The sequence below is a fragment of the Streptomyces collinus genome (assembly GCF_031348265.1).
Taxonomy (GTDB): Bacteria; Actinomycetota; Actinomycetes; order Streptomycetales; family Streptomycetaceae; genus Streptomyces; species Streptomyces collinus.
Genome location: NZ_CP133771.1, coordinates 4,067,584 through 4,094,522 on the forward strand (window position 1 = coordinate 4,067,584; position 26,939 = coordinate 4,094,522).

Genomic DNA, 26,939 nt, shown 5'->3' on the forward strand with positions numbered 1-26,939 from the left:
GGTCCCCGTCGGTGGGTCGAGGTCCCTCGCCCCACCGTGCCCTCGGGGGGAGGGAAGGAACCCAAGACGATGCCCGTACCCATACCGCGGCAGAGAGCGATCCCGGCCGTGGAGAGTGGTCAGGCGCAGGCCGCGTCCCCGCGCGGCGGCTCGGCCGAGGAGTCCACCAAGGACGCCTCGCCCGCGGGCCGCACGCAGGACACCGCCGGGAACACCACGGACAAGGTGGAGAACAACACCGCTCACACCAACCTGACGCTGCTGCTGATCGAGGACGATCCGGCCGGTTCGCCGATCGTGCCCGACATGCTCGACCAGGCGGGCAAGCCGATCCGCGTCCGCACGGCCCGCAACCTGACGGAGGCCGGGCGGCTGCTGACCGACGACGTCCACTGCATCCTGCTGGACCTGGCGTTGCCCGCGCCCGGCCACAGCGACTCCGAGGACGAGCTCGCCGTGCTCCGGCACGTGCTGGAGCTCGCGCCCCGGCACGCCGTCCTGGCGCTGACCGCGTCCGGCGACGCCGAGCGCGGTGCCGAGGCGGTGCGCGTCGGCGCCCAGGACTACCTCTTCCGCGACGAACTGGACGGCAGGCTGCTGAGCCGGGCGATCCGCTACGCGGTGGAGCGCAAGCGTTCCGAGTCGGCCGAGCGCCGGCTCGCCGAGGGCCGGCTGCGCGCACAGGAGAACCGGCGTCTGGAGCGCGGCCTGCTGCCGACGCCCCTGCTGGAGGGCTCCACGCTGCGGTTCGCCGCTCGCTACCGCCCCGGCCGCTCGCGCGCGCTGCTCGGCGGCGACTTCTACGACGTCGTGCGCACCCCGGACGGCACCGTGCACGCCATGATCGGCGACGTCTGCGGCCACGGCCCGGACGAGGCCGCCCTCGGCGTGGAGCTGCGGATCGCCTGGCGCGCGCTGACCCTGGCGGGCCTGTGCGGCGACCAGCTGCTGGGCACGCTCCAGCAGGTGCTGGAGCACGAGCGGGCCGACGACGAGATCTTCGCGACCCTGTGCACGGTGGACATCGCGCCGGACGGACGCCGCGCCGGCCTGTGCCTGGCGGGCCACCCGTCGCCGCTGCTGGCCCGCCCGGGCAAGCCGGCCCGCCTGCTGCCGTACGACAACAACGGCCCGGCCCTCGGGCTGCTGCCCGGCGCCCGCTGGCCGCGGATGCAGGTGGAGCTGGGCGCCGAGTGGAGCCTGATGCTCTACACCGACGGTCTGATCGAGGGCCACATCGGCCAGGGCCGGGAGCGACTCGGCCAGGACGGCATGACGGAGATGATCCGCCGCCAGTTCGCCGAGGGCCTGCGGGGCGAGCAGCTGCTGCGGGCGGCGGTGAACGAGGTGCGCGACCTCAACGGTGGCGAGCTGACGGACGACGTGGCGGTCCTGCTGCTGGACCGCGTGCCGTAGGTTCTGCCGAAAAGCCCGGGCCGGACAGGCCCAGGCTCCGGTTCCGGGAGCGGGCTGTTACCGCCCGCCGTTCCACGGGCCGTAGGGGCCGTCGCTGCTGGAGCCCCGCTGGCTGCGGCCGCCGCCGGGGAGCGCCCGGATCGCGGGCCGTACGTCGACCATGTACACGATCGTCGCGATGAGGCCGATGATCGGCAGGAACGACAGGATCGGGAAGAGCAGGTTCACCACGAAGGCGATCCCCAGGATGATCAGCCAGAAGGGCTTGGTCTTCTTGTCGGCCGCGCGGTAGGCGTCCTCCCGGCGCACCGCCGCGTCGAACAACGCGAAGCCGCTGAAAACGATCAGGGCCATGCTCAGAAGCCACATAAACCCTGCGAAGCCCTGCATCAGCACAACGTCCACCACCTGACTCGGCTCGTCCTACGCGTCACCGTACCCGTACAACGGGCCGGGCACCCTCAGGGTGCCCGGCCCGTGTGGCCGCTCCGCCGTCCTACTTCGCGGGCGGGGTGGTCTTCTTCGCGGTGGTGGTCTTGCGCGCCGGGGCCTTCTTGGCCACGGGGGCCTTCTTCGCCGGGGCGGCGGCCGCCGGCTTCGCCGGCTCCTCCTTGACCTCGACCGGCTGCGGCTTCGGCTCGACGGCCACGGCCAGCTCCTCGACGCCCTCGGCGACGTCCTCGATGCTGTCGGCGGCCTCGCCGCGCCAGGTGCGCACGGCCTGCTCGCCGTGCTCGGCGACCTTCTCGTAGGTCTCGCGGGCCTTGACGGCGTACTCGGCGGCCACGCCGACGCCGCGCAGCGCGAAGTCCTGGGCGCTCTCGCCGAACTTCTTCAGGTCCGAGTCGATCGTGCTGCCGAGCTTCTTGATGTCGACGTCGATGGAGCCGATGAACTCCGTGACCTTGGTCTGCAGGGTCTCCTGCGTCTCCTTGACGCGGGCGGAGGCCTCCTTGGCCCGGGCGGAAGCCTTCTCCTGGACGGCCTTGGTGTCGGTGTTGCGTACGGCGTCGATCCGCGCGGGGGCCTCGGAGCGCAGCTGCTCGACCAGGGCCGGCACCTTCTTGGCCTGCTGGAGGGCCAGGTCGGCGGTGCCTGCGGCGAAGTAGAGCGGGGTCGGGTCGCTGAAGGTCTTGCGCAGGTCGTCGGTGATGGCCATGGTGATGGTCCTCCCGGATTCTGTATCGCTTGAGGGTTCGGCTGAGGGTGGTGTGATCCGCGGCAGAGCGGCCGGTGCCCTGGTCCGGCTTCAGCCGGCCGTCTGCTGCGGGTCGATGTCGCTGCCGTCGTTCTTCTTGATGCTGTTGTCGGCACTCTTGCGGCTGCGGCGCCGGGCGGGCCGGGCGTCCGCGGCCGGGCCGGGCGTCGGTATCCCGGCTCCGGCGTCGGGAGCGTCCCCGTCCACGCTCACCGCACCGGCGGCCCCGGGGACGACACCGACGACGCCCGCACCGCCCGAGCCGTCAGGAACACCCGGGGCATCCGAGCCGTCGCCGCTCCCGAATCCGTTCTCCTTGCGGAAGGACTCGTAGATCTGCAGCAGCACCTGCTTCTGGCGCTCGTTCAGCGCCGGGTCGGCGAGGATGACGGCGCGCGTCTCCACCTCGTCCCGGTCCCGCTCGGCGTCGAGGATGCCGGCCCGGACGTACAGCGTCTCGGCGGAGATCCGCAGGGCCTTGGCGACCTGCTGCAGCACCTCCGCGCTCGGCTTGCGCAGCCCGCGCTCGATCTGGCTCAGATACGGATTGGACACCCCGGCGGCGTCGGCGAGCTGCCGGAGCGACAGCTGCGCAGTGCGCCGCTGTTCGCGCAGATAGTCACCGAGATTGCCGACGTTGAGCGATGCCATGCCTCCACAGTGCAACACCTCGCTAACTATTGCAAGCACCCGCTTGCAAAAGTGCGCCACGCGGCCGGTATGACGTCACCCTGGGAGGTGTCCTTGTCTCTGTGATGTCCGGGCAGTCTCGGAGATCTCCGGGCATCTGTGTTGACGTCTCAGTCATCTCCGGGCATTTGGTGGGGTGTCTCGGTCTACTCCGGGTACGCCACTGCGGCTGTGCCTACGGTCGTCGTGGCTGCTCGGCGTCGTTCCGGAGGCCCGGATGGATGCGTGTGAGGTGTCGGCGAAGGACGTCGAGTTGGAGTACGTCAGCGCGGGCGGGGTCCGTGAGCGCGGGCCGCTGGGTGTCTGTGGTCGGTCCGGTTCGAGTCGGTACGGCCCGAGCGCCGGTTCCCGGCTTTCCGGGTTCGCGGCGCATCACTACACGCTCGTCCCGGACGCCCTCAGCCAGGGACTCGCCAAGCCCCGCAGCCTCTACATGTCCTGGGGGCCGCAGCTCTGCGCGGCGGCCTATCCAGCGGCCGTCACGATGATGTCACTGGTCGCCTCACCTGCCTGGCGATCCCTCCTCGCCGAGAGCATGTTCCCAAGCGATGTCGACCACTTCATGAAGGAGTTCACGCGACGGCTCCCACCAAACCACCCGGCCTATGCCGCCAACCTGCCCAGCCTCGCCAACAAGACCGGCGCCATGGTCCGCCGCGTCACGCAGATCCTGCGCGAGACCAAGACCGCCTGAATTCGGAACGGGTGGCAGGCTTTGACGGCACCCCCGTCACAGCCGTTGCGGGAACCGGAACCGGTCGAGAGCACGTGCTTGTTCGTGCCTGCTCGACACGAACCCGCGGAGCCGCTGCACCATGAGCACACCCTTACCACCCTCCTGGCGCTACTGCGGGCACGACGCGGATCCGGCCACCGACCCCGTCGGCTGCCTCGGCATTCACGTCCCCGGCCACACTAAATGCCTGGCCCACCTCACCGACACCGACCGCACCACCTACCTGACCGGTCTGACCCCCGGCGCCGACATAGACCACCGCGGCACCTTCTTCACCCCAGACCTGCTGCAAATCCTCCTCCACGCCCTCACCGACCCCACCACCAGCAACCCCCACCTCGGCACCGCCCTGTTCAACGGCGCGCAGTTCTCCGGTGACGCCCGGTTCACTGATACATATTTTTCCGGTACCGCCGAGTTCAAAGAAACACAGTTCCTCGGCGAAGCCCATTTTCAGAGAACACACTTCTCCGGCAACGCCTGGTTCCAGGAGACACAAGTTTCCGGCGACGCCTGGTTCGAAATGGCGCAGTTTTCCGGCACCGTCTCGTTCGTTAGAGCGAACTTCTCCAGCAACGCACAGTTCCACGATGTGCACGTCTCCGGCGACGCCGAATTCCCCGGAGTAAAGTTCTCCGGTAACGCAGGGTTCGGTGACATGCAGGTCTTCGGCTACGCCCTGTTCGACCAAGCGAAGTTCTCCGGCGACGCACTGTTCGACAGGACAAAGTTCTCCGGCAATGCCTCCTTCCGCTCGGCGAATTTCTCCGGCAACGCATGGTTTGATGCGGTGCTGATATCTGGCGACGCCTTGTACGCTGGGGCGCGGTTTGAGGGTGCATCAGCGTTGGGGCCATTAGTTTGTGCGAATCAGGTGGAGTTGTCGCGGGTTGTGTTTGTACTGCCGGTGACGTTGGAGATAGCCGCGAAGAAGCTGGTGTGTGAGCGGACCCGATGGGAGTCGACGGCAACTGTGCGGGTCCGGTACGCGGAAGTGGATCTCAGTCAAGCGGTCCTGACCGCCCCCACCGCGGTCACCGTTCATCCCGCCCCCTTCGCCCATCGCACCAACCTTGTGCCCGAGACCCCGCTGACGAGTAGGGATTCGCGGGAGCCGCGCCCGCCGGATCGGGTACGGATCCTGTCGGTGCAGGGCGTGGACGCCGCGCATTTGGTACTGACCGACACTGACCTGACCACATGCCTGTTCTCCGGGGCCTTCCACCTCGACCAGATCCGCCTGGAAGGCCGCACTACCTTTGCTGGCCCGCCTACCGGCCAGCGCTGGCGCGGCATCCGGCCCATCCGCTACACCCGTCGGCGTACGCTCGCCGAGGAACACCACTGGCGCACCCACACCCTCGGTCCCGACGCTGGATGGCATCGCCCGGCCGACGCAGCTGCCCGCTCCCCTGATGCGGTAGACGTGGCCGCGCTGTACCGGCAGCTACGCAAAACCTTCGAGGACGGCAAGAACGAACCCGGCGCCGCTGACTTCTACTACGGCGAATGCGAGATGCGCCGCCACGACCCCACCGGCACCACGAAGGGCGAACGCCGCCTGCTGTGGGGGTACTGGCTGCTGTCCGGCTACGGCCTGCGCGCCTCCCGTGCCTTCACCTGGCTCCTCGCCGCCATGAGCTTGACCGTGCTACTCCTGATGGGCGTCGGCCTGCCCACCCATGACCCCGACCCCGCCACCACCGGCACCCTCCACGGCAGCAAGATCAACCTCAGCACCAGCACCCCCGACCCGGCCCTGCACGGCGGATGGCAGCAGCGACTGACATGGGCCCGCGCGGAGAAAGCCACCCGCGTCGCCGTCAACTCGGTCGTCTTCCGTTCCAGCGGACAGAACCTCACCACCGCCGGCACCTACATCGAGATGACCTCCCGCCTCCTCGAACCCACCCTCCTTGCCCTCGGCGTCCTCGCCATCCGCGGACGCATCAAACGCTGACCGTGCCCCCCCCGGCAGCACAGACGGCCCGAGGGGCATCCCAGCCGGAAGTTCCGGAAACGGTTCGGGCGAACCCGTTCCGGCTATGTGCCCTACTTGCATGCACCACTGGACATGCTCCTGAGCTCTACAGAGTCCCTCCACCCCTGGATGCCCCTTGCCGCCACGGCAGAACAGCTACCCGGAGCAAACTGAGACGGTCCCAGGTCCAGACGTCTCAGAGTTCTCCGGGCACTCCAGGCCAGAGGGCCCCAAATGCCCGGACCTAGCTGAGACCAGGTGTCGGCCTAGGGACGTCGCGCGACGAAGACGAATTCCTTGCCCGGTCTGTCGGGCGCGTCGCGTATGCCCTCCACCTCATAGCCCTGCGCGATCAGCTCCGTCTCGACCTCCTGCCGCTCGCGGAAGCGCAAGGTGGAGTCAGACGTCAGTACCTGCCCATCGGCAGCGAACACATAAGTCCAGCGGAACGTCACCAGCGGCTCGCTCACCTCGATCACCTGGACCCAGCTTTCGACGGCGCCGACATCGGTGATCTCTGTCACGCGATATGAGGCTTCGCGATTCCACTCCTCCCAGGCGCGTCTGGCTGGATCTCGGGTCTCGAACACCAGACGGCCGCCAGGCCGTAGTGCTTCGTACGCGCCACGCAGGGTCTCGCGCCATGGCTGCGGATCGATGATCTGCTGGGCGGCGTTCGCCGTCATGGTTGCCAGGTCGACCTGCATCGTCGGGAGTGTCGTGGCATCGCCGCAGATCCAGCGCACCCCCTCGCTGCCCGGCTTGGCTCGGGCCACGTCGATGGACGCTCGGGCGGGATCGACACCGATGACCTCGATCTCGCGTTCAGCCAGCAGTAGCGCGAACACACCTGTGCCACAGCCGATGTCCAGCACCCGACGGGCCCCGAACTCCTCCGTCATCCGGACGTACGGGTCGAGGTCACTGCGATCGGGGTCGAGTGGGTCATAGATCGCGGCGAGCCGTGGATGCCCGAAACACTCGTCAGCCATGCGGCCGAACGTAGGGGCTGGTGAGCTGGAACGCCTACTCACGCTCGTAGGCCGGCGTCGCGGCCGGCCAGCGGTCACCCACAGCACGATCGGCCGACAGCGGCAGGACAGCCCTGGGCTCGAAGCGGCTTTCTACGCCGTGCTGTTGCCCCTGTGCGTGCTGACCCACCGGTGCATCGAAGCGCCGGGCCAGAGGCTGGGCCGCAGTTCGTGTTCGCGGGTGATTCAGACTTTCGTGGTCACGACCACGGCCCGCTCCTTGCGGTGCCCCGTGGCCTGTCCGGAGGTGCACTCGCCCTCCTCGCTGTCCGGTACAGGCACGCGCATCCCCCGGGACTCGGCGACGCGCAGGGCGTCGGTCAGGCACTCGGCGAGACGGAGGCCGGCGAATCGGACCTCCGCGTACGGAGAGGCCGGGTCGTCCAGCACCTTGCGGGCGTGACCGAGCACGTCGGTGCCGGTGGCGAGCTGGACGGCCTCCAGGTCATCGGCGAGACGGGAAAGGTAGCTGCCGTTGTCGTCGGTCACCAGGTAGCAGGGGTTGCCGTCGGGGGACGGCCAGGGCAGGAGCCTGGGCGCGGACGTGCCGTGCGCGTGACCGGTGGGGCGTTGCATCAGGCGGCCACCTTCCGCTCGGCGATCAGGTGTCGGTCGAGATCGATCCCGGGGTCGGCGGCGAGGTAGGGGCGGACAAGGGCCGAGGCGGTGCCGTCGAGAGGGCCGTGCATGCCGTACGGGGAGCGGTGGCGGGGCAGCCGCGGTGGCCCGGGGAGGGCGGGGCAGCTCACGGGGGTGAGATGCAGGTGAGGCAAGAGGTGCGGTCGAGGACGCCCCCGACGCCGTTTCCCGGTGCCGGGGGCGAAGAAGAGGCGCAGCCATGGGAGGGCGCGGGGGATAAGGTCGTGCATGTCGACGCTCCTGTTTCAGCGTTGGCCATGCCCCGGGAGGTCTAGCCACCTCGCCGGGGTCTCGTCATCTCGACCATACCGGCAACCGCGTCCCCCTGCACCCTTCTGCGTCCTTACGCGTCCCGCTGCGGTGGGACGCGTTCCACATCTGCGGTATGCGTAGGGCTGCGGCACGGTGGAGGGATGACGGAGCTTCCGCGCTACGAGTACGTGAAACTTGCCGATGCCATCGCCGCGGACATCGCGTCCGGCAAGCTGCCTCAAGGTGCCGCGTTGCCGGGCGAGCGCGCCATGACCGATCTGTACAGCGTGAGCATCGGCACCGTGCGTCGCGCCGTAGTCGAACTCCGCAAACGAGGACTCGTCGCCACCCTGCCCGCGAAGGGCACGTACGTCATCGGACTGCCGGAGCCGACCGGCGACGCGCCCGAGGAGGGCGAGCCGAGCACCTGAACCCGCCTCACCCCCGGACGATGCAGAAGGGATGCCCCGCCGGGTCCGTGAGTACCCGCCACCTGCCGGGGTTCGGCTGGTGCTCCGGCCTGCCCGCACCCAGTTCCACGAGACGTGCCTCGGCCTCGTCGAGGTCCGGAACGTCGAAGCAGCAGTGCAGTTGCTGGGGAACCTCCTGGTCGGGCCAGCTCGGAGCCCGATAGCCGTCGACCCGCTGGAAGCCGAGGGAGAGTCCGCCCTCACTGGCCAGCGCGGCGAAGTCGGGACCCGACTTCGGGTGGAGTTCCAGTCCGGTGGCCTGCTGGTAGAACGCCGCCAGGGTGAGCGGATCGGCGCAGTCGAGGGTTATCGCGCTCAACTTCATCCGGCGAACACCTCCTGACAGTCCGACCAGGCCGGTTGGCTCAGCAGGGGACGGACGCGGGTGAAGAGGCCGAGGAGTTCGGATCCCCACTGGTCACGGAACGCGGGGTCGAGGCGAGCGAGGTCGGTCTCGTTGGCGGCGGACAACTCGGCGAAGTCGCGTCGCCCCTGCGGCTCCGGGACATGACTCAGGCCGGTGAACCGGTCATGAAAGGGTCCATCGGCATCCGCGAGCGTCGGATAGGTGGCCCCGCGATCGCACGAGGCGTACAGGTACACCAGGGCCTCGGCACCGACCGCCGCCGCGAGTTCGCCACGGCGGTCCAGGGGCAGCAGGGCTTCGGGGAAGCCGTCGGTGCCGTAGAACGCGTGGCACAGGCCCGCGAGCTGGAGGGCCGGACGGGCATCCCATGCGGCCAGTTGCCTCTGAACGCGCCGGAGATGGGCGAGGAGGGTGCCGCCCGGGTGAGCGATGTCCGCCGCACCGAGCCCGCGCAGGAGCGCGACGGCCCGTTCGACGGCACCAGGGGATGCGGGTATGGGAGGTGCGGGCACAGGCAGGTCCTTCCAGCACTCGGGTCGGCACCCGTCCGTGTCTTCGTCTGTGGGTCCGGACCCTGCGAAAGCGCCGGACGGGTTGCCGCCTGGGCCCTGCACCGAGCATGCTCGAAGCCCAACATCCCAGTCAATCCTATGGATTACTGCGCCTACCCAAGCTGTAACTTGGGTTCGTGACTCTGGACGATCTGCGCGTCTTCGTGAGCGTGTGCAGGGCGGGCAGCCTCAGTGCCGTCGCCCGGGAACTGGGCTGCACCCAGTCGGCGGTGAGCCAGCACGTGAAGCGGCTGGAACGGGAATCGGGCGTCAGCCTCCTGGAACGCCGGCCACGGGGCGTCGTCCCGACGGCAGCAGGGCGGGTGCTGTGGGATGCGGCCGCCGACAGCATCGCCGGCTTGGACGTGGCCCTGCGCCGCGTCGGCGACCTGGTCAACGGCGACAGTGGCGCCGTGCGCGTCACCACGGGCGGGACGACCGTCCGGCACTTCATGGCCGAGGCCGTCGCGGCCTTCCGGCAGCGCTACCCGAAGGTGAGCCTGGAGTTCCAGACGGAGACGTCCAGCCGCAGGTGCTTCGAGGCCCTGGCCGACGGACACCTCGACCTCGCCTGGGTCACCATGGACGGCCCGGTCCGGGGCATCGAACAGCGTCCCGTCGTGGATCTGCCCTGGGTGCTGGCCGTCCGCGCCGACGATCCGCTCGCGAGCCGCTCCCGCGTCGACGCGGCCGATCTCGCCGACGTGCGCCTCATCCGTCTCCCCCACAACTCCACCTCGGGCGCCCGGCTCGACGCCGCCTTCGCCGAGGCGGGCATCCGGAGCCGCTCCGACACCGGTGTGGCCGACTGGGACACCGCTCTGCTGCTGGCCGAACTCGGCCTCGGCCATGCCGTCGTGCCCGCTCTGCCCGGTCGGCCGGTCCCCGGCGACGGGCCTCTGCGTCTGATCCCGGTACCCGCCTTGCCACCGCTCTCCGTCGGCTGGGCCGTCCGCCGTTGGGACGCCCTCTCACCGCTGGCCCGGTACTTCGCCGAGACCGTGGCCCGTGGCTGCGGGCAGAGGGACGCCGCGACCTCCGGCGTCCCTGCGCCCCGGACGGCCGTCAAAGCGATCGACGACCGCGGCCGGACACGCCATGATCCGTCCTCATGACGACTCCTCCTCAGCGACACCTCGTCCGGGCCGCCGCCCGCAACAACGCCGAGTGGTGTGCGGTGATGGGCCGGGCGCACGGGGTGGCGAGTGTGTTCGGGGGTGAGGCGTGGGCCGCCTCCCGGCGTACGCCGGTGTACTACCCCGACGCCGTGACGCTGGAGCCGGGCGCCGACCCGGAGGCGCTCGTGGCGCGGATCGACACCGTCGTGCCCGGGGCCTCGGTGAAGGACAGTTTCGCCGACCTCGATCTGACCGGGGCGGGGTTCCGGGTGCTGTTCGAGGCGGAGTGGATCCATCGTCCGGCGGGTGTTCCCGTCACGGCGCCGGATCTCGTCTGGGATGCCGTGAGGGATCCGGACGCGCTGCGTGACTGGGCCCGGGCCTGGGACGACGGCGGCGGGAACGCGGACCTGTTCCGGCCGGGGCTGCTCGACGATCCGGAGACGTTCGTGCTCGCCGGGCGGTCCGCCGACGGGCGGGTGTCCGTCGGCGCGGTGGCCGGCCGGAGTAGTCACGTGGTCGGGGTGTCCAACGTCTTCGGTCCGCCCGACGCGGCCTGGCCCCTCGTCCTGCATGCGGTCGGCCGGCTCTTCCCCGCCCTGCCCGTCGTGGGCTACGAGCAGGGGGACGACCTGACGGCCGCCCTCCGACACGGCTTCGAGGCCGTCGGACCGCTCCGGGTGTGGGTGCACGAGCGCCCGGCCTGAGCCCCGCCCCCTCGTCATTCCGGCTTGTACGCCAGGAACGTGCCCACCTGCCTCTTCGACCCTCCCTCCGGCTCCTGCACCACCCGCGTCGTGACCACCAGGCCCGCCCGGTGGAGGAGTTCGGCGATACGGTCCGGCGGGAGCAGGTACGACGCGTAGGAGACCGGGTGGTCGCCGTAGGCGTGGGTCGGGCGGAGTCGCTCGTCGTCGCCGACATGGCCGGCCAGCATCAGCCGGCCGCCGGGCGCGAGGGTGCGGTGGAACTCGGAGAACACCGTCGGCAGCCACTGCGGCGGGGTGTGGTGGGTGGCGTAGTACGCGAGGATGCCGCCGAGCTCGCCGTCGGCGATGTCCAGCGCGGTCATCGAGCCGACGGTGAAACGGAGTTCCGGGTACGCCTCCCGGGCCAGCTCGATCATCCTCGGCGACACGTCCACGCCGAACGCCTCAACCCCGAGGGCGGCCAGATGTGCCGTCACCTTGCCGGGGCCGCAGCCCAGGTCGGCGACCGGCCCGGGGTGCGGGGGCCGGACGAGGTCGGCGAACGCGGCCAGCATCGCGCGGGACACCGGGTCCAGGTCGGCCGGTTCCTTGACGCGCCGGGCGTAGTCGGCGGCGACGGCGTCGTAGGACTCGCGGACCGCGGTGAGGTGGGAGGGCTCGGTCATGCCTCGAACCTAGGCGACGGCGGTGACACGACCCGTACTCCGACGCCAGTACGCCGGGTTGCTCCCGCCGTCGGACGACCCTGCGGCCCCGGTTCGGCAGCGTGTCCGGCGTGGACACGCATACCGAACACAAGCCGGCCAGGCCGCGCCCGGGCCCGCCGCCAAGACTCGGCCGCCCGGCCCGCCGGGCCGCTCTCGTCGTGCACGTCATCGCCTCCGCCGGCTGGCTCGGGCTCACGCTGGGGCTGCTCGCGCTCGGGATCACCGCCGCCGCCAACGGATCCGCCGCGACCGTGGAGGCCTCCGTCCGGGCCATGAAGCTCTTCGCCGACTGGCTCCTGCTGCCCCTCGCGTTCCTCACGCTCCTCAGCGGCCTGCTGCTGTCACTGGGCACGAAGTGGGGCCTGGCCAGGTACCGCTGGGTGTACACGAAGTTCTGGCTGACCCTCGCCACGACCACCGCCACGGTGTTCGCGCTGCGCCCCGGGGTGAACTCCGCGGTCACGGCCGTCGCCGCGGGCGGGCCGCTGCCGGACGCCGGTGTCGTGCTGTTCGGGCCGGTCGTGTCGCTGTCCGCGTACGTCTTCATGACGGTGATCTCCGTCCTGAAGCCCTGGGGGAAGACCCGCCGCGGAAGCGAAATGCCACGAGTATTTGCCTAAAGACTTTAGGCAGGGGCACACTCTCTTCAGGCAGAAGGGAGAGCCCTCATGGCACGCGTAGGACTGACGCCCGAGCGTCTGACCCAGGCCGGCGCCGAGCTCGCCGACGAGGTCGGCTTCGAGCAGGTCACCGTCTCGGCACTCGCCCGGCGGTTCGGCGTCAAGGTCGCGAGCCTCTACTCGCACGTGCGCAACTCCCACGACCTGAAGACGAGGATCGCCCTGCTCGCCCTCGCGGAACTCGCCGACCGGGCCGCCGAGGCCCTGGCCGGACGGGCGGGCAAGGACGCCCTGTCCGCCCTGGCGAACGTGTACCGCGACTACGCCCGGGAACACCCGGGCCGCTACGCCGCGGCCCAGCTGCGGCTCGACCCGCAGACCGCGGCCGCGAGCGCCGGTGTCCGGCACGCGCAGATGACCCGGGCGCTGCTGCGCGGCTACGACCTGACGGAACCGGACCAGACCCACGCGGTCCGGCTGCTCGGCAGCGTCTTCCACGGCTACGTCAGCCTGGAGCTCGGCGGCGGTTTCAGCCACAGCGCGCCGGACACCGAGGAGACCTGGGCCCGGATCCTCGACGCCCTCGACGCCCTGCTGCGGAACTGGCCCGCGGCCCCTACCGATCCCCGAGGCTGACACCCATGCACTCCGAGCACGACTGGATCACCACCCCCCTCACGGCGGACCTGCTGCGCGGCGCCCTCGACGTGGAGCACACCGAGCACGGTCTGCTCCCCCACCGGCTCCCGGCCCGGGCCCGCGCGCAGAACACCAACGCGCAGCTGGCGATGGCCGAGGCCCAGCCCTCCGGCGTACGGCTGGTGTTCCGTACCGCCGCGACCGCCGTCGAACTGGACACGCTGCGCACCAAGCGCGACTACACCGGCTTCCCGCCGCGCCCCGACGGGCTGTACGACCTGCTCGTCGACGGCGTCCCGGCCGGCCAGGCCTCGGGGACCGGCGGCAACGTCCTCACCGTCGACCTGGCCACCTGGGCGGGCGGGGTCACGTCCGGCCCGGTCGGCACCGTCCGCTTCACGGGTCTGCCCGCGCGGGACAAGGACGTCGAGATCTGGCTGCCGCACAACGAGACCACCGAGCTGGTCGCCCTGCGCACGGACGCGCCCGTCGTGCCCGCGCCGGACCGGGGCCGCCGGGTGTGGCTGCACCACGGCAGCTCGATCAGCCACGGCTCGGACGCCGCGAGCCCCACGGCCATCTGGCCGGCGATCACCGCGCTGCGCGGTGGTGTGGAACTGGTCAACCTCGGCTTCGGGGGCAGCGCGATGCTCGACCCGTTCACCGCGCGCGCCATGCGGGACACCCCGGCCGACCTGATCAGCGTCAAGACGGGCATCAACATCGTCAACGCGGACGCGATGCGGCTGCGCGCGTTCGGGCCCGCCGTGCACGGCTTCCTCGACACGATCCGCGACGGGCACCCGGACACCCCGCTGCTGCTCGTCTCCCCCATCCACTGCGCCATCCACGAGGACACGCCCGGCCCCACCGCCCCGGACGGCGAAGAGATCGGCAAGGGCCGTCTGGTCTTCGCCGCCATGGGCGACCCGGCGGAGACGCCCACCGGCAAACTCACCCTCACCGTCATCCGCGAGGAACTGTCCCGCATCGTCGAACAGCGCGCCGCCGACGACCCGAACCTCCACTACCTCGACGGCCTCGACCTCTACGGCCCGCAGGACGCCGCCGCCCTGCCGCTGCCCGACCACGTCCACCCGGACGCCGCCACCCACCGCCACATCGGCGACCGCTTCCACGAACTGGCCTTCAGGAAGGGAGGGCCCTTCGCCGAGGAGGGATGAGCGGTACCCCGCCGCGGCGTGCCGACCGACCGGCTGAGGCCGGCCGGTCAGTCCTCGAAGCCCTGGTCCGCCAGGATCTTGTCGATGCGCGCGCGGTGGGCCGACTCCCACGCGTCCAGGGACTCCTCGGCCTCCTTGGCCAGCTTGGCCCGGGCCGCGACCAGCACCTCCTCGCGGCGGGCCCCGGGGACCACCACGACGCCCTCCTCGTCGGCGACGACCACGTCACCCGCGTCCACGTCCACCCCGCCGCAGCGCACCCGCTCGTTCAGCGGCCGTGCGGCCGACTTGGTGCCCGGGATGGGGATGACGCCGCGCGCGAAGACCGGGAAGCGCATCTCCCGGACCTCGGCGAGGTCGCGGATCAGCCCGTCGGCGACGAACGCGGTGATGCCCCGGCGCCGGGCGACGGCGCAGACGTTGCCACCGGCCAGGGCGTAGTCCAGGTCGCCCGACTCCACGACGACGACCGAGCCGGGACCGGCCCGGTGGATCGCCGCGTGCAGCATCAGGTTGTCGCCGGGAGGGCACCGTACGGTGAAGGCGGGTCCGGCCACTCGGGGCACCGGGCCCCACAGCGGCCGGATCCCCATGTCCATGACCTGCCCGCGGCCCAGCAGGTCGGCCAGTGTGGTCGTGGGGATGTCCGTGAACGCGTCGACGTCAGCCATGACAGCGGACCCTAGCCGTCGAAAAGGTTCCCTAGAACGGCAGTTCCCTCCCCCGGACGACCTCCAGCCGGGACACCGCCCGCGTCAGCACCACGTACAGCCGGTGCAGCCCCCGTTCCTCCGCCTCGGCGATCGCCGCCGGCTCGACCGCCACGACGTGGTCGTACTCCAGGCCCTTGACCACGCTCGCCGGCACCAGGGCGACCCGCGCGCCGAGTTCGTCCGGGCCCGCGGCCCCGATGCCGGCCGCGTCCAGGGCCGCCCGCACCCGGGGGACGTCCGCGTCCGCCGCGACGACCCCGACCGAGCCCTCCCGGCCCAGCGCGTCCCGGACGGCCGCCACGACCGCCCCGGGCACGCCGTCGACGGTCGTCTCCCGCATCCGCAACTCTCCGTCCCCGCGCAGCGAACGGGCCGCCGGCACCTCCACGTCGAGGCGCTCCAGCAGCCGGTTGGCGAGCCCGACGACGGCCTGCGGTACCCGGAACCCGGTGGTCAGGGCGACCTCGGCCGCGTCCGGTTTCCCCAGGTGCGCGAGGACCGTACGCCAGGAACGGGCCGCCCACGGCGTCGTCCCCTGCGCCAGATCGCCCAGCACCGTCAGCGAACCGAAGCGGGCCCGGCGGGCGATGGCCCGGCACTCCATCGGGGACAGGTCCTGCGCCTCGTCGACGACGACGTGCCCGTACCCCTCCGGATGCGCGATCAGCCCGGCGACCTCGTCGAGCAGCACGAGGTCGGCGGCCGACCAGCGCGCCGACTTCCACGACCGGGGGGGCCGTTCCCACAGCAGGGCCCGCTGCTCACCGGCGTCGAGCAGCCCCTCGGCGGCCGCCGCCAACGCCCCTTCGTCGCCGAGCAGTCCGGCCACGACCTCCTCGGGCCGCACCCGCGGCCACACGGTGTCGACGTACGCCGACACCGGCCGCGCCCGCTCGACCCGCCGCACCCAGGAGTCGGGGGGCGGCCCGGCCCGCCGCTCGGCCTGCTCGCGCAGACAGCGCACGATCCGCGCCCGGACCCGCTCCCGCCCGACCTCGTACGGCGGTTCCTCCTCCCGTACCCCGGCCACGATCCGCGCGAGCCGCCCCGCCGGCACCCGCCACCGGTAGGCCCCGTCCGGCAGGACGATCTCCGCGCCGTTCCCCTCGGCGCGCACCCTCGCGTACAGCGCCCGCCGCAGCACCCCGGCCATCCGGGCGTCGTGCTTCACGAGGGCGGCCCGCTCGTCGTCCACGCCCCGGACCGGACCGCGCGCGATCTCCTCCCCCAGGGTCGACTGCCGCACGCCGGTCTCGCCGAGGGCGGGCAGTACCTCGGCGATGTACGACAGGAAGGTGCGGTTGGGCCCGAGGATCAGCAGACCGCCGCGCCGGATGCGCTGCGGGTACGTGTAGAGCAGATACGCGGCCCGGTGCAGCCCGACGGCGGTCTTGCCGGTGCCCGGCGCGCCCTGCACGCACACCGACAGCGCCAGATCCCCCCGGACGAGGTCGTCCTGCTCGGGCTGGATCGTCGCGGCGATGTCCCGCATGGGCCCGACCCGGGGCCGTTCGATCTCCCGGGCGACGATCTCGCTGTCGCGCCTCTCCCCCTGCTCCAGGTGTTCGTCCTCCAGGCCGGTGAGATCCCCGGAGTCGCCCCTGCTCCCGGCCGCCCATCCGAACCGGCGCCGCACGGCGACGCCCTGCGGGTCCCGGGCCGAGGCCTGGTAGAAGGCGCGCGAGACGGGCGCACGCCAGTCGACGACGAGGGGCGGCTGGGCCGGGTGCTCGGAGATCCGCAGCCGCCCGATGTGCAACTGTCCCTCGCCGCCCCGCAGGGCCCCGAAGAACAGCGGCCCCTCGGGCAGTTCCCGCAGCGCCTTCGCCCGGCTGCGCAGCCGGTATCCGAGGACTTCGGCATCGGCCCCGGACGCGGACACGTCCTCGCCGATGACGACCTGTTCACCGGCGCCCTCGACCATCGCGGCGAGGGCGGTCCGGCAGCGCTCGTGGTGGGCGCGTTCCTGGTCGAGGACGTGCTGAAGGGCAGGCTCGGTCGAGGTCATTCCACCGAGCGTACGCGAAAACGTGACCGAGTTAAATAAATTACCGCGTCTCACCGGAGAGATGCGGCGGCAGCCCGGCCGCGAGCCGGCCGAACGCCCGCTCCGCCGCCGCCACCGCGTCCGGCCGCACGTCCGCCACCCGCTCCCCCGCCGCGATCCGCCGCCAGTTCTCCAGCGCGAGCACCCGCAGCACGGCCATGATCTGCCCGGCCGCGAGCCGCGCGTCCAGATCACCCCCGAGCACCTCGGCGAGCGCGGCCTCCGACCGCTCCTGATGCGTGTAGGCCCGGGCCACCAGGGAGGGCGTCCCGTAGAGCAGGGAGTGGAAGGCGAGCACGTCGGGATGGTCGCTGAGCCCGGTCACGGGGTCCCCCCGCTCCAGCCCCTCCAGGAAATGCCGCCGCAGCGCCTCCACGGCCGTCCCCCCGGCCTGCGCGACCACCCGGGCGGCCTCCCCCTCGTGATCGGCGATCCGGTACAGCACCAGATCCTCCTTGGCCGGGAAGTACCGGAACAGGGTCGGCTTCGAGATCTCGGCAGCCGCCGCCACCTCCGCGACGGACACCGCGTCGAACCCCTTCTCCATGAAGAGCCGCACGGCGATGTCCGACACGGTCTCGTACATCCGCTGCTTCTTGCGCTCACGCAGGCCGGGGTTGGTCATACCGGGGAGCCTACGCAGCGGTGGGGTCAGGCCAGGGCGCGGGCGAGGTACGGGGTGGCCGTGGAGGGCACCGGAAGGCCGAGCGAACCCGTCGCGACGGCCAGCGTCACCGCGTAGGAGTCCACCGCCCGCCGGACGTTGGGGGCGTCCAGGCTCACGCCCGTCACGATGCGGTCCAGGTCGACGTAGGCGGAGCGCACGATCTCCAGCCGGCGGTACACCCGCCAGTCCTTGCGCCAGTCGCGGGTGTACTCGGCGGGCAGCCGGCGCTCCCAGCGGCGGAACATCCGCTCCCTGATCTCCGGCCGGGTCGGCGTGAGGTGCAGGTGCCGGACGAGGTCGTAGAGGGGGTCGCCGACGACGGCCATCTCCCAGTCGATGATGGTCAGCGCCAGATCGTCGTCACGGCGTACGAGGTTCCAGGGGTTCAGGTCGCCGTGCAGGAGCGCGGGCTCCCGGTCGCTCACCCCGTGCCGGGAGAGGATCAGCTGCAACCGGTCCGGGTCGGGCAGCCCGAGGTGCCGCGCCGCCTGCTGCGACGCCTTCGGCAGGTCCCGTACCAGGGAGATCAGCTGCTCCCGCAGCCAGTCGTGGAACGCGCCCTGGCCGGCGAGCGGGTCGACCTGCTCGTACCTGACCTGCGTCAGGGCGCACAGCTGGTCCACCAGGCCGTCCGCCTCGTGCGGCAGCAGGCCGTGGACCGGGTGGTTGGGGGGCCGGTCGACGTCCCGCGGCCCGACGTACGTGTGCAGGGCGATGGTGTCGCTCTGGTAGGTCTCGCCCAGGGCGAGCACCCGCGGTGCGGCCACCCGGGCGGACGACTCCTCGATCGCACGCAGCACGGCGTGCTCGCTGAGGAAGCCACGCTCCCGACGGCACACGTCGGGCAGCTTCCGCCGTACGACCACGGGGGAGTCGAAGCCCGGCACCGCCACCACGGTGTTCAGGTGCGCGGTGCCCTTGAACACCCGGCCCGCGGGCGCGGCCCCCTCCGCCAGCAGGGCCTCCCGGACCGCCGCGGACGGGAAGCCGGAGCGCTCGGGCACCCGCCGGTCGGGCTGCCACTCGAACGCCTCAGCGACCCACGCCCGGCCGCTGATGTCCCCGTTCTTCCGCGACACGAGCCACCGGAACAGGGCCCGCCGGATCTCGCCCTCCTTCGGCACGGCGACGAGCCGCAGCGGCTCCGCCGCCGCCTCCAGGGCCCGCCGCACCTCGGCCGTCGCCTCGTCCAGGCTCGCCTGCGTGAACGATTCCTCCAGCGACCGGGCGGCCCGCATCACGTCCGGGAAGACTGACTGCGCCCGCTCGAACGCCAGATAGTGCCGCAGGTCCTTGGCCAGACCGTTGACCGCGGCCGGACGGACCTGCTGCATGGCCTCGCCCCAGGCGTCGACCACCTCGGCCCGCTGGTGGGCCGGGTACCGCATCCGGACGAGGTGGGTCGCGAGGTCGTGCAGCGGGTCGCCGTAGGTCGCGAGTTCCCAGTCGACGCAGACCAGGGGCGGGTCCCCCGCGTGCGAGACGATCACGTTGTCGCGGTGCAGGTCGGCGTGGAGCAGGCTGTACGGCCGCCGGGCCATGGCGGGCACCCGCCCGGCCAGCCCGGCGAGCGCGTCCTCGGGGATGCCCAGCGCCGCGAACAACCCGCCGAACCCGTCCCGGTTGGGCCGTCTGATCTGCTGGTCGGCCAGGTGGACCAGGGTCCGCAGGAAGCCCTGGCTGTCCGTGTCGTTGCGGGGCCAGACCGGCGGCAGGGCGGGCAGCGCGCCGCGCCGCACCTGGGCCATCCGGGCGAGCAGACCGGCCAGTGCCTTGACGAACAGGGTGTCGACGGGCTTGCCGTAGTCGCAGACGCTGGAGAGCGGCACGCCGTCCACGAAGCTGTGGATCGAGAACCCGTCCCGCTCGACCAGGGATCGCGGCGTGTGCGGCAGGACCCCCCGGACGGCTTCGAGGACGTCGGCCTCGTTCTGCCAGGTCCGGATGACCACGGGCAGCGCGTCCGGGCGCCGGATCCGGACGGTCACCCACGCGCCCGCCTCACCGCCGACCATCCGGGCCATGCCCTCCGTCAGCGGAAGGAGGTAGTTCCGGTTGTGGTGGCCGCCGGTCTCCTGCCCCAGTTCGGCGGCGAGTTTCACGAAGGCCCGGCAGGTGGCGTCGTGCGAGGCGCGCTCCCCGAGAACAGGACGGGGACGAGGGGATGCGCCCACTGGCCGCTCCGGATGTGCGAGAAGGGGAGAACGGTATGGCAAACGGTAGATACGCGGCCCGCTCAGCGCATGCGGAGTGAGCCGTTGAGGGTGGTTTGCCACCCGTCTGCATGAGACGGCGCGAGCCCGTTCGATGGCGGCCGGTTGGCTTCTTCCCTTACGAACGAGGCCGGGCGTTCGACTCAATCGGTGCGCGCGGTGCGGGAATGCTACACCCGCCCCGGAGCTCCGCCGGCGCCCGGCGGGCCCGCCTGTGCGCGCAGCCGCTCCAAGAGCGGCTGAAGGGAGACGAGGACCGTCTCGGCCCCGGCGTCCCGCAGGGTCTTGGCCTTGTGTTCATTGCGCGCGTAGCCCAGGAACGGCACACCGGCCCGCTCCGCCGCCCGGAGGTCGGGGGTCGTGTCGCCGATCATCAGCGCGTCCTCCGGCGCCGCCCCCATCGCGCTCAGCGCACGGTTCAGGCAGTGCGGATCCGGCTTCAGAAGGCGCAGCTCCTGGGTCCGGCCGTAGATGTGGGGCGCGAAGCAGTCGAGGAGGCCGCGGCTCGCGAGGTACTTGCGGACCACGCGCGGGGAGTTGTTCGTCGTGATCGCCAGGCGGGAGCCCACCGCAGTCCAGGTGCGGATCAGCGGGTCCGCGTACTCGGTGGGCCAGGCCGACGACGCGGCCCGCAGTTCCTCCTGGGTGAGACGTTCCTCCAGCTCGGCGACGAGGTCGCTGCCGGGGTGGCGGCGGTCCACGGCGCGCAGCACCACCTGCGGGTCGAGGGACTCGCGCTCGGTGTCGGTGAGCAGGCCGTGCAGGCCACGGCCCTCAACCCAGGACACCAGGTCGCCCGCCACCCGCTCCGCCGAGTGCCCGGCGAACAGGCGGCAGATGGGGCCGTCGAAGTCCCACAGCACGACTTGGGCCCGTCTGATCAGATGAGGGAGTCGATTCGGATCATTCTCGGTCTCGAAGGGCACCGCACCAGTCTGCGTCGCATCAGAGTTCACTAGGAGAGTGTCAGGTCCGTCGTGATGGTTTCCCAGAGGGCGTTGAACCACTTCTGGGATTCCTCGACGAAAGCCGCATCCCGCCGCCCCGCCCGCTTCACGAAGGAGAAGAGGAGGGACCGGGAGCCGAGGACGTCGTACATGTCCAGAGTCTGGCTGCCCCACTCCTCCGCTCGCCTGGTCAGCATGTAGTAGCCCATCAGGGCCTCCTCCTCGTTGAGGAGGTACAGCTTCACCGGCGGCGTGAACGGCAGCGCCCGGAACGTGACGTGCACGTCGATGCCGTGCGTCGAGCGCAGCGCCCGCAGATTGTGCTGGAGGACCTGCCCCTGGGCGTTGCGCATCGCCAGCCAGCGCTGGTGGACCGGGTTGTCGTCGCCGTGTGCCTCGACCGGGACGGGGAAGGCCAGCTCGATGTCCCGGGAGGGGACCAGGATGCGGACGTCGATGGCCTCGGGGTGAATGCGGCCCTCGTGGATCAGGCGCAACGGCTCGCCGATGGCGACCATCAGCGTCTCCGCGGTGTGGCAGACGACGTCGACGCAGACGCGCGGGGCCGAGAACGCCTCCGTCAGGCGCGGCGCCAGCCCCACCATCGTCGGCTGGGGCTCGCCCCGGGCCGGAACCGGGGCGGCGATCTTCGGCGGGCTGCCCTTGCTGACGTTGGTGAGGAGACCGTCCTCCTGGAGGACCCGCAGGGCCTGGCGGACCGCGCCGCGCTCAACGCCGAACTCCTCCGCCAGTTCGGCCTGGGTGGGCAGGCGGTCCCCGGGTTTGAGATCACCGGCCCGGATGCGTTCCCGCAGGCTGTCGGCGATCTCCTGGGGCGATGACCTTCTGCTGCCGTTCACTGCCACGTTCTCCGCCACGCTCTCCTGGGTCACGACCAAAACGCTACAACTCTGATCCATCTGGCGGGAGTTGTTTGAAAGTTGTTTATGACTAGGGGCCAAGTGGGGACAACTTAATCAGAGTTGGTTGCCAACTTCTCGGAGTTGGCGGAAGTTTTGCTTCCGGACTTCCGAAGGGGGAACACCGATGCCCGCCCTCGCTCTCCTCTCCGCCGCCTTCGTCGTCGCCTTCGAGCAGCTCGTCCAGTGGAAGTACGGTCCGGCCGGTATCGTCGGCCTGATCCTTCTCACCGTGGGCGTCAAGGCCAAGAGCCCGGCCGTCAGCTCCGCGGGAGCGGTCGTGCTCGCGCTGCTGATGACGGGGCCCGCCCGATGAGTCACCGCGCCACCCCGGAACGGCCCGTGGGAGACGTCAGCCCGTGAGCACCAGCTCCGAACTGATCGTCTCCCACAGTGCGTTGAACCACAGGTGCGACTGCTCCACGAACGTCGTGTCGCGCAGCCCGGCGCCCTGCCGGAAGGCGAACAGCATGGACTGGGTGCCCTGGGCGTCGTACAGCGCCGGCTGCTCGTGTTCGGCCTCGGCCTCCCGGCGCGTCAGCGTGTAGTACGCGAACAGCGCCTCCGTGCCGTTGAGCAGGTACAGCTTCACCGGCGGGGTGAAGGGCAGCGCCCGGAACGTGACCTGCACATCGATGCCGTGCGTGGCGCGCAGGGCCAGCAGATTGTGCTGGAGGACCTGCCCCTGGGCGTTGCGCATCGCCAGCCACCGCTCGTGCACCCAGTCGTCCCCGCGCCCCTCCACCGGGACCGGGAAGGCCAGGTCGATGTCCCGGCTCGGCAGCAGCACCCGCACGTCGACCTTGGCCGGTTTCAGCCGCCCGGCGTGGATCTGCCGCAACGGCTCCCCGATCGCGAGCGTGAGGGAGATGGACGTCAGGCACACGGCGTCGATCTCGACGTGCTCCGCCGCGAACGCCGTGGCTATCCGGGACGCGAGAGCCACCGTGGTGGGCAGCGGCGGGGCCTGCGGGCCGGTCAGCGCGCCCGCGGGGTCGGGGGCGACGGTCGCCGGGCTGCCCTTGGACACGTTGGTGAGCAACCGCTCGGACTGCAGGAGGCGCAGCGCCTGCCGCACCGCCCCGCGCTCGACGCCGAACTCGTGGGCCAGCTGGGCCTGGGTGGGCATGCGCTCACCGGGGCGCAGCGCCCCTGACCTGATCCGGGCGCGCAGCGCGTCGGCCACCTCGTGATGTGTTCTCTGTGGCCGCTGCGACCTCTTCCGTCCATTGACGGAGTCGTGTTCCGGGTCCACATCTGAACAGTACAACTTCCCGCCATCTTGTGGCAGTTCACGGAAAGGTGGTTATGAGCCGCTTCCAAGCGGAGATAAGAACAGTGAAGTTGGTAACCAACTTGGGGAACATGGTCAGACCTTCAGGGGGTTGGCCACCCGCTCAGGGACTCCCTTCCGGAGGGGAGCCGGGAGTCCCGCCCGGCCGGCTCGGCCGCACGACAACCACAACTGAACAGCTCGCTACGGATGCGGGTCCCAGCACACCGGCAGGAGGGAGCGCCTCAGAACATGTCCGGGCACCAAGGCCGCCCGGACGTACGCAGCAGGGCGTCGGCCTTCCGGGCGGCGCCCGCTCGTTCTTCGCGCACCCGCCCCAGCGCCGCCAGCCGCACCGCCGACTCGTCCCCGAGCCACAGCGCTCCCAACTCGCCCAGTCCCAGTTCGAGTTCCGCGCTCTCGGTGGTCGGCGTGCAGGACGCCCCCTCGGGTGAGGCCTCCAGCCGGTAGCGCCCGCCGGTCAGCCCGTCCACTCCGGCGATCTCCAGCACCAGCGCCCCGTGCCCTTCGTACGTCCGCGCCTCCAGTGCCCGCACGACGTCCAGGATCCGGACCCACAGCCAGTCCGCCAGCGTGGTGATCCGGGCCGCCCGAGGGTCGGGCAGGAAGTGCGGGAGCAGGTCGTCGGGCGCCCGCCAGCCGCTCTTCACCTTCACGACCCAGTCGATGGAGCACAGGTACTCCCACAGCGCGCGTTCCGCGGCCGGTGTCACGCCGAGCAGCCACCGCACGGTCGCCGTGTTCAACGGCTGCTTGGCGTCACCCCAGTTGTCGTCCACGTCGTACGCGGCCATGCCCTCGACCTCGCCGGACGCCGAGCGGTACACGGCGTAGAACGGGTCCTTCCAGGACGGGTCGATCCGTACGGCGCCGGTGTTCCACTTCCACCACAGCTCATCGCGGTCGATGACACCGGGCCGGCCGCGGCGCAGCCGCTCGTGCAGCTCGGGGCCGAGCTTGCGGACGTCCTCGCCCTCCACCAGGTCGATCCGCCCGCCGTCCGCCGGGCCCGCCCGGCGGGCGTCGAGGCCGGCGCGCGGCACGTCGACCGTCCACTCCGCCATCCAGGTCGCCGGCCCGAAGCCGTAGCGGCCGTAGATCGGGTACTCAGCGGCGATCAGCGTCGCGACGACGTCCCCGCGCTCCTTCGCGGCGGCCAGGTCCCGGGCCATCATCCGGCTGAGCAGCCCGCGGCGGCGGTGGGTGGCGGTGACGGTGACGCCCGAGATCGCGTCCGCCGGGACGCTCGCCCCGCCCACGGCCGTGAGCTGCTGGTCGAACGACTTGAAGGTCGCCACACACCTGCCGTGGTCGAAGGCTCCGAGGTAGCGGCCCTCGACGAACTTCCCGCGCCGGCCCTCGATCTCCTCCTCGGTGAGCGTGGGCACCCGCAGGAAGCCGGTGTTCACGGCACGCAGCCAGTCGGTGAACTCGGACGCGGTGATCGGGCGTACGTCGATGTCGTCGGCGCGGGACGCGGAGGTCATGAACTCACGCTAGGCGGAGGGCCGGTCGGTGTCGCGTGAATAACCGACCGCCGGCCCTCCCCCGGGCCCCCCGGGACGGCTCACACCAGCAGGTCGTCGACCTGCGCCTCCCCCTCGCGGTACCGGCGCGCGATCTCCGCGCTGCACTCGTCGGCCGTGTGCTGGAGCCGCCGGCGGCGGCGGGAGACCTGCTGCTCGTGGCGTTCGAGCCGGCCCATCGCCGTGTTCAGCTCCTGGACGGTGCGTGCCTCCAGGTCGGACAGCTCGACCTCGGCGAGCATCTCCGCGGCCAGCCGCTGGTACTCCTCGCCCTGCGGGGTGCCCAGGGTCAGGTGGCGGGCCGAGGAGCGGTGCCGGGGCGGGCCGTCCCGCAGGATCTCCGCCAGCCGCTCCACCACCGAGCCCTCGCCGGGCACGGCCACGGAGGCCACGCCCGCGGGAGTACGCCGGGCGACCTCCGCGCGCAGGATGTCGATCCGCCCCTGGAGCAGCCGCCGCAGATAGCTGAGGTCGGCCTCGTCGCGCTGGGCCTCGCGGCGCAGCGTGCGCAGGTCGGGCAGGCTCAGCGCGGGCAGTTCGGGTTCGGAGGCGTCCGAGGGCAGCCGCGGGCTGTCCGTGCGCTGTGTGGGCGGCCGGTGGTACTCCGACGCGCCGATCCCCGTGTACGTCGACCGGAAAGCCGCCAGCTGCTGTCCGGTGCTTGATGTGCTCATGTGCCTCAACCGTCCCCTCGACCGGTGTGTGCAAGCATCGTGCCACCCCAAGTGGCCGCTATGGCAACGAGTGCCCCCGATAGACCCCAGATGGGCGGTATAGCAGCAAAATACGTCCGTGCAGGGGCTGTTGGCGTCCGCGCAAACCACCCTTTCGGGCCATGCGCCGACCGCCCGCGGCACCGATGTCACCGCCCTGCATGATGGACGTATGCGAGCTGTGGTGCAGAGGGTGGACGGCGCGAGCGTCGTCGTGGACGGCGAGACCGTGGGGGCGATCGAGGGCGAGGGGCTGTGCGTCCTCGTCGGTGTCACCCACGAGGACACCAAGGAGAAGGCGGCCCAGCTGGCCCGCAAGCTCTGGTCGATCCGCATGCTGCACGACGAGAAGTCGTGCAGCGACGTCGACGCCCCGCTCCTGGTGATCAGCCAGTTCACCCTCTACGGCGACGCCCGCAAGGGCCGCCGCCCCACCTGGAACGCGGCCGCCCCCGGCGACGTCGCCGAGCCGCTGGTCGACGAGGTGGTCGCCCGGCTGCGATCGCTGGGCGCGACGGTGGCCACGGGCCGTTTCGGGGCGGCGATGAGGGTATCGCTGACGAACGACGGCCCCTTCACCGTGCAGATCGACATCTGACCCGAAAGATCTACAAGTCCTACGGCTCGACGACGACTTCCTGGGCCGCGGCGGTGTCCCCGGCCAGCAGCGGGGCGTCCACCGCCACATTGCGCTTCACCAGGGCGAGGGCGACCGGCCCGAGCTCGTGGTGGCGCGCGGAGGTCGTGATGAAGCCGATCTTCCGGCCGTCGGGCCCGTCGTCCGCGAGCCGGAGCTCCGTCCCGGCCACGGGCAGGTGCACCTCGCTGCCGTCGAGGTGGAGGAAGACCAGCCGGCGCGGCGGCTTGCCCAGGTTCTGCACCCGGGCGACCGTCTCCTGCCCCCGGTAGCAGCCCTTCTGCAGGTGCACCGCCGAGCCGATCCAGCCCAGCTCGTGCGGGATGGTGCGGTGGTCGGTCTCGAAGCCGAGCCGGGGCCTGTGCTGCTCCACGCGCAGCGCCTCGTAGGCGAGGATCCCGGCGGGCGGCCCGGCCTGCGCGGCGTAGGCCTCCAGCTCCGCGCGCGGCAGGAACAGGTCCCGTCCGTGCGGCGTCTCCCGTACGACGGCGCCGTCGGGGACCTCGGCGATGGACCCGGCCGGGAGGTGCACGACCGCGGTGTCCGCCGTGCGGTCGGCGACCTCGACCTTGTAGAAGAACTTCATCGACTCCAGGTAGGCGATCAGCGCCTCCTGGGTGCCCGGCTCGACGTGGGCCCAGACCGTCCCGCCGTCGTCGACGAGGTACAGCGCGTGCTCGATGTGGCCGTTCGCGGAGAGGATCAGGGCCTCGGTGGCCCGGCCCGCCGGGAGGTCGCTGACGTGCTGGGTGAGCAGCAGGTGCAGCCAGGCGAGCCGGTCCTCGCCGGTGACGGCGACGACCCCTCGGTGTGAGAGGTCCACGAATCCGGTGCCGTCGGCGAGGGCACGCTGCTCACGGAACAGGTCGCCGTAGTGGGCGGCGACGCCTTCGTCCACGCCCTCGGCGGGGACGGCGCCGGGCAGGGTCAGCAGGGGGCTCTTCATATCCGTA

30 protein-coding genes are annotated in these 26,939 nt (G+C 71.4%); 11 read left to right on the plus strand and 19 right to left on the minus strand.

The features are described from left to right. Positions 1–69: 69 nt before the first annotated feature. Positions 70–1,416 (plus strand): PP2C family protein-serine/threonine phosphatase, encoded by a 1,347-nt coding sequence (locus RFN52_RS18370; protein WP_184847714.1) that lies wholly within the window; start codon positions 70–72, stop codon positions 1,414–1,416. Between the two features lie 57 nt (positions 1,417–1,473). Here RFN52_RS18370 and RFN52_RS18375 read toward each other — a convergent pair whose 3' ends face one another. The 3 genes from RFN52_RS18375 to RFN52_RS18385 all read right to left on the minus strand — a co-directional run bounded on the left by RFN52_RS18375 (position 1,474) and on the right by RFN52_RS18385 (position 3,265). After that, positions 1,474–1,806, minus strand: coding sequence for a DUF2516 family protein (locus tag RFN52_RS18375; RefSeq protein WP_078625544.1), 333 nt, complete (start codon positions 1,804–1,806; stop codon positions 1,474–1,476). 106 nt (positions 1,807–1,912) lie between these two features. Further along, on the minus strand, positions 1,913–2,575 hold the full coding sequence (locus RFN52_RS18380; RefSeq protein ID WP_184847715.1) for a hypothetical protein: 663 nt from the start codon (positions 2,573–2,575) through the stop codon (positions 1,913–1,915). A 90-nt stretch (positions 2,576–2,665) separates the two neighbouring features. Next, on the minus strand, positions 2,666–3,265 hold the full coding sequence (locus tag RFN52_RS18385; protein WP_184847716.1) for a helix-turn-helix domain-containing protein: 600 nt from the start codon (positions 3,263–3,265) through the stop codon (positions 2,666–2,668). 256 nt (positions 3,266–3,521) lie between these two features. Between RFN52_RS18385 and RFN52_RS18390 the strand changes: the two genes are divergently transcribed. Both RFN52_RS18390 and RFN52_RS18395 read left to right on the plus strand, forming a co-directional pair. Further along, on the plus strand, positions 3,522–3,998 hold the full coding sequence (locus RFN52_RS18390) for a hypothetical protein (RefSeq protein ID WP_184847717.1): 477 nt from the start codon (positions 3,522–3,524) through the stop codon (positions 3,996–3,998). 121 nt (positions 3,999–4,119) lie between these two features. Further along, the gene (locus RFN52_RS18395; protein ID WP_184847718.1) at positions 4,120–6,000 is read left to right on the plus strand and encodes a pentapeptide repeat-containing protein; all 1,881 of its coding nucleotides are present in this window, start codon (positions 4,120–4,122) and stop codon (positions 5,998–6,000) included. A 287-nt stretch (positions 6,001–6,287) separates the two neighbouring features. Here the strand turns inward: RFN52_RS18395 and RFN52_RS18400 are convergent, their stop codons facing one another. From RFN52_RS18400 to RFN52_RS40080, 3 genes are all read right to left on the minus strand, one after another. Then, the gene (locus tag RFN52_RS18400; RefSeq protein WP_184847719.1) at positions 6,288–7,013 is read right to left on the minus strand and encodes a class I SAM-dependent methyltransferase; all 726 of its coding nucleotides are present in this window, start codon (positions 7,011–7,013) and stop codon (positions 6,288–6,290) included. A 225-nt stretch (positions 7,014–7,238) separates the two neighbouring features. Then, positions 7,239–7,628: a hypothetical protein gene (locus tag RFN52_RS18405; protein ID WP_184847720.1), complete on the minus strand. Its 390-nt coding sequence runs from the start codon at positions 7,626–7,628 to the stop codon at positions 7,239–7,241. After that, on the minus strand, positions 7,628–7,801 hold the full coding sequence (locus tag RFN52_RS40080) for a hypothetical protein (protein ID WP_374050162.1): 174 nt from the start codon (positions 7,799–7,801) through the stop codon (positions 7,628–7,630). Before RFN52_RS40080 ends, RFN52_RS18405 begins: the two co-directional genes overlap by 1 nt. A gap of 303 nt (positions 7,802–8,104) precedes the next feature. Between RFN52_RS40080 and RFN52_RS18415 the strand changes: the two genes are divergently transcribed. Beyond that, positions 8,105–8,374 carry a GntR family transcriptional regulator gene (locus RFN52_RS18415; RefSeq protein WP_184847722.1) on the plus strand — a complete coding sequence of 90 codons (270 nt, stop codon included), beginning with the start codon at positions 8,105–8,107 and terminating at the stop codon, positions 8,372–8,374. A gap of 7 nt (positions 8,375–8,381) precedes the next feature. Here RFN52_RS18415 and RFN52_RS18420 read toward each other — a convergent pair whose 3' ends face one another. Both RFN52_RS18420 and RFN52_RS18425 read right to left on the minus strand, forming a co-directional pair. Then, positions 8,382–8,738 carry a VOC family protein gene (locus tag RFN52_RS18420; RefSeq protein WP_184847723.1) on the minus strand — a complete coding sequence of 119 codons (357 nt, stop codon included), beginning with the start codon at positions 8,736–8,738 and terminating at the stop codon, positions 8,382–8,384. Beyond that, positions 8,735–9,292: a DUF6817 domain-containing protein gene (locus RFN52_RS18425; protein ID WP_374050163.1), complete on the minus strand. Its 558-nt coding sequence runs from the start codon at positions 9,290–9,292 to the stop codon at positions 8,735–8,737. Before RFN52_RS18425 ends, RFN52_RS18420 begins: the two co-directional genes overlap by 4 nt. Positions 9,293–9,468: 176 nt before the next feature. Here RFN52_RS18425 and RFN52_RS18430 point away from each other — a divergent pair, with 176 nt between their 5' ends. After that, the gene (locus tag RFN52_RS18430; protein ID WP_184847724.1) at positions 9,469–10,446 is read left to right on the plus strand and encodes a LysR family transcriptional regulator; all 978 of its coding nucleotides are present in this window, start codon (positions 9,469–9,471) and stop codon (positions 10,444–10,446) included. Then, positions 10,443–11,156, plus strand: coding sequence for a hypothetical protein (locus RFN52_RS18435; RefSeq protein ID WP_184847725.1), 714 nt, complete (start codon positions 10,443–10,445; stop codon positions 11,154–11,156). The genes RFN52_RS18430 and RFN52_RS18435 overlap by 4 nt, the downstream gene beginning before the upstream one ends. A gap of 14 nt (positions 11,157–11,170) precedes the next feature. On the opposite strand, the gene RFN52_RS18440 is transcribed toward RFN52_RS18435, so the two are convergent. Then, complete coding sequence (locus RFN52_RS18440) at positions 11,171–11,824, minus strand: class I SAM-dependent methyltransferase (protein ID WP_184847726.1); 654 nt, start codon at positions 11,822–11,824, stop codon at positions 11,171–11,173. A gap of 200 nt (positions 11,825–12,024) precedes the next feature. Between RFN52_RS18440 and RFN52_RS18445 the strand changes: the two genes are divergently transcribed. Genes RFN52_RS18445 through RFN52_RS18455 form a run of 3 tightly spaced genes read left to right on the plus strand, consistent with a single transcriptional unit; the run spans position 12,025 to position 14,309 of the window. Then, a complete protein-coding gene (locus RFN52_RS18445; RefSeq protein ID WP_311240991.1) occupies positions 12,025–12,486 on the plus strand; it encodes a DUF2269 domain-containing protein in 462 nt (153 codons plus the stop codon). A gap of 48 nt (positions 12,487–12,534) precedes the next feature. Further along, a complete protein-coding gene (locus RFN52_RS18450) occupies positions 12,535–13,122 on the plus strand; it encodes a TetR/AcrR family transcriptional regulator (protein ID WP_184847728.1) in 588 nt (195 codons plus the stop codon). A 5-nt stretch (positions 13,123–13,127) separates the two neighbouring features. Beyond that, positions 13,128–14,309, plus strand: a complete 1,182-nt coding sequence (locus tag RFN52_RS18455; protein ID WP_184847729.1) for a GDSL-type esterase/lipase family protein — start codon at positions 13,128–13,130, stop codon at positions 14,307–14,309. Between the two features lie 47 nt (positions 14,310–14,356). Here RFN52_RS18455 and RFN52_RS18460 read toward each other — a convergent pair whose 3' ends face one another. From RFN52_RS18460 to RFN52_RS18485, 6 genes are all read right to left on the minus strand, one after another. Beyond that, positions 14,357–14,980, minus strand: coding sequence for an RraA family protein (locus RFN52_RS18460; protein WP_184847730.1), 624 nt, complete (start codon positions 14,978–14,980; stop codon positions 14,357–14,359). Between the two features lie 31 nt (positions 14,981–15,011). Continuing rightward, entirely contained in the window at positions 15,012–17,030 is a 2,019-nt protein-coding gene (locus RFN52_RS18465) for a HelD family protein (protein ID WP_184847731.1), read from the minus strand. A 40-nt stretch (positions 17,031–17,070) separates the two neighbouring features. After that, positions 17,071–17,694 (minus strand): TetR family transcriptional regulator, encoded by a 624-nt coding sequence (locus RFN52_RS18470; RefSeq protein WP_184847732.1) that lies wholly within the window; start codon positions 17,692–17,694, stop codon positions 17,071–17,073. 26 nt (positions 17,695–17,720) lie between these two features. After that, positions 17,721–19,910, minus strand: coding sequence for an aminoglycoside phosphotransferase family protein (locus tag RFN52_RS18475; protein ID WP_184847733.1), 2,190 nt, complete (start codon positions 19,908–19,910; stop codon positions 17,721–17,723). A gap of 209 nt (positions 19,911–20,119) precedes the next feature. Continuing rightward, complete coding sequence (locus tag RFN52_RS18480) at positions 20,120–20,875, minus strand: HAD family hydrolase (RefSeq protein ID WP_229856706.1); 756 nt, start codon at positions 20,873–20,875, stop codon at positions 20,120–20,122. 29 nt (positions 20,876–20,904) lie between these two features. Then, on the minus strand, positions 20,905–21,795 hold the full coding sequence (locus RFN52_RS18485) for a winged helix-turn-helix domain-containing protein (protein ID WP_184847735.1): 891 nt from the start codon (positions 21,793–21,795) through the stop codon (positions 20,905–20,907). Between the two features lie 148 nt (positions 21,796–21,943). Here RFN52_RS18485 and RFN52_RS18490 point away from each other — a divergent pair, with 148 nt between their 5' ends. Further along, the gene (locus tag RFN52_RS18490; RefSeq protein WP_031143363.1) at positions 21,944–22,132 is read left to right on the plus strand and encodes a hypothetical protein; all 189 of its coding nucleotides are present in this window, start codon (positions 21,944–21,946) and stop codon (positions 22,130–22,132) included. Between the two features lie 36 nt (positions 22,133–22,168). On the opposite strand, the gene RFN52_RS18495 is transcribed toward RFN52_RS18490, so the two are convergent. From RFN52_RS18495 to RFN52_RS18505, 3 genes are all read right to left on the minus strand, one after another. Then, a complete protein-coding gene (locus RFN52_RS18495; RefSeq protein WP_184847736.1) occupies positions 22,169–23,086 on the minus strand; it encodes a winged helix-turn-helix domain-containing protein in 918 nt (305 codons plus the stop codon). A gap of 248 nt (positions 23,087–23,334) precedes the next feature. Continuing rightward, positions 23,335–24,597: a GNAT family N-acetyltransferase gene (locus RFN52_RS18500; RefSeq protein ID WP_184847737.1), complete on the minus strand. Its 1,263-nt coding sequence runs from the start codon at positions 24,595–24,597 to the stop codon at positions 23,335–23,337. A gap of 80 nt (positions 24,598–24,677) precedes the next feature. Next, on the minus strand, positions 24,678–25,310 hold the full coding sequence (locus RFN52_RS18505) for an RsiG family protein (RefSeq protein WP_184847738.1): 633 nt from the start codon (positions 25,308–25,310) through the stop codon (positions 24,678–24,680). A gap of 211 nt (positions 25,311–25,521) precedes the next feature. On the opposite strand from RFN52_RS18505, the gene dtd reads away from it, so the two are divergent. Further along, positions 25,522–25,947 (plus strand): D-aminoacyl-tRNA deacylase, encoded by a 426-nt coding sequence (dtd, locus tag RFN52_RS18510; RefSeq protein WP_184847739.1) that lies wholly within the window; start codon positions 25,522–25,524, stop codon positions 25,945–25,947. A 19-nt stretch (positions 25,948–25,966) separates the two neighbouring features. Here dtd and ygfZ read toward each other — a convergent pair whose 3' ends face one another. Further along, positions 25,967–26,932, minus strand: coding sequence for a CAF17-like 4Fe-4S cluster assembly/insertion protein YgfZ (gene ygfZ / locus RFN52_RS18515; protein ID WP_184847740.1), 966 nt, complete (start codon positions 26,930–26,932; stop codon positions 25,967–25,969). Between the last annotated feature and the right edge of the window lie 7 nt (positions 26,933–26,939).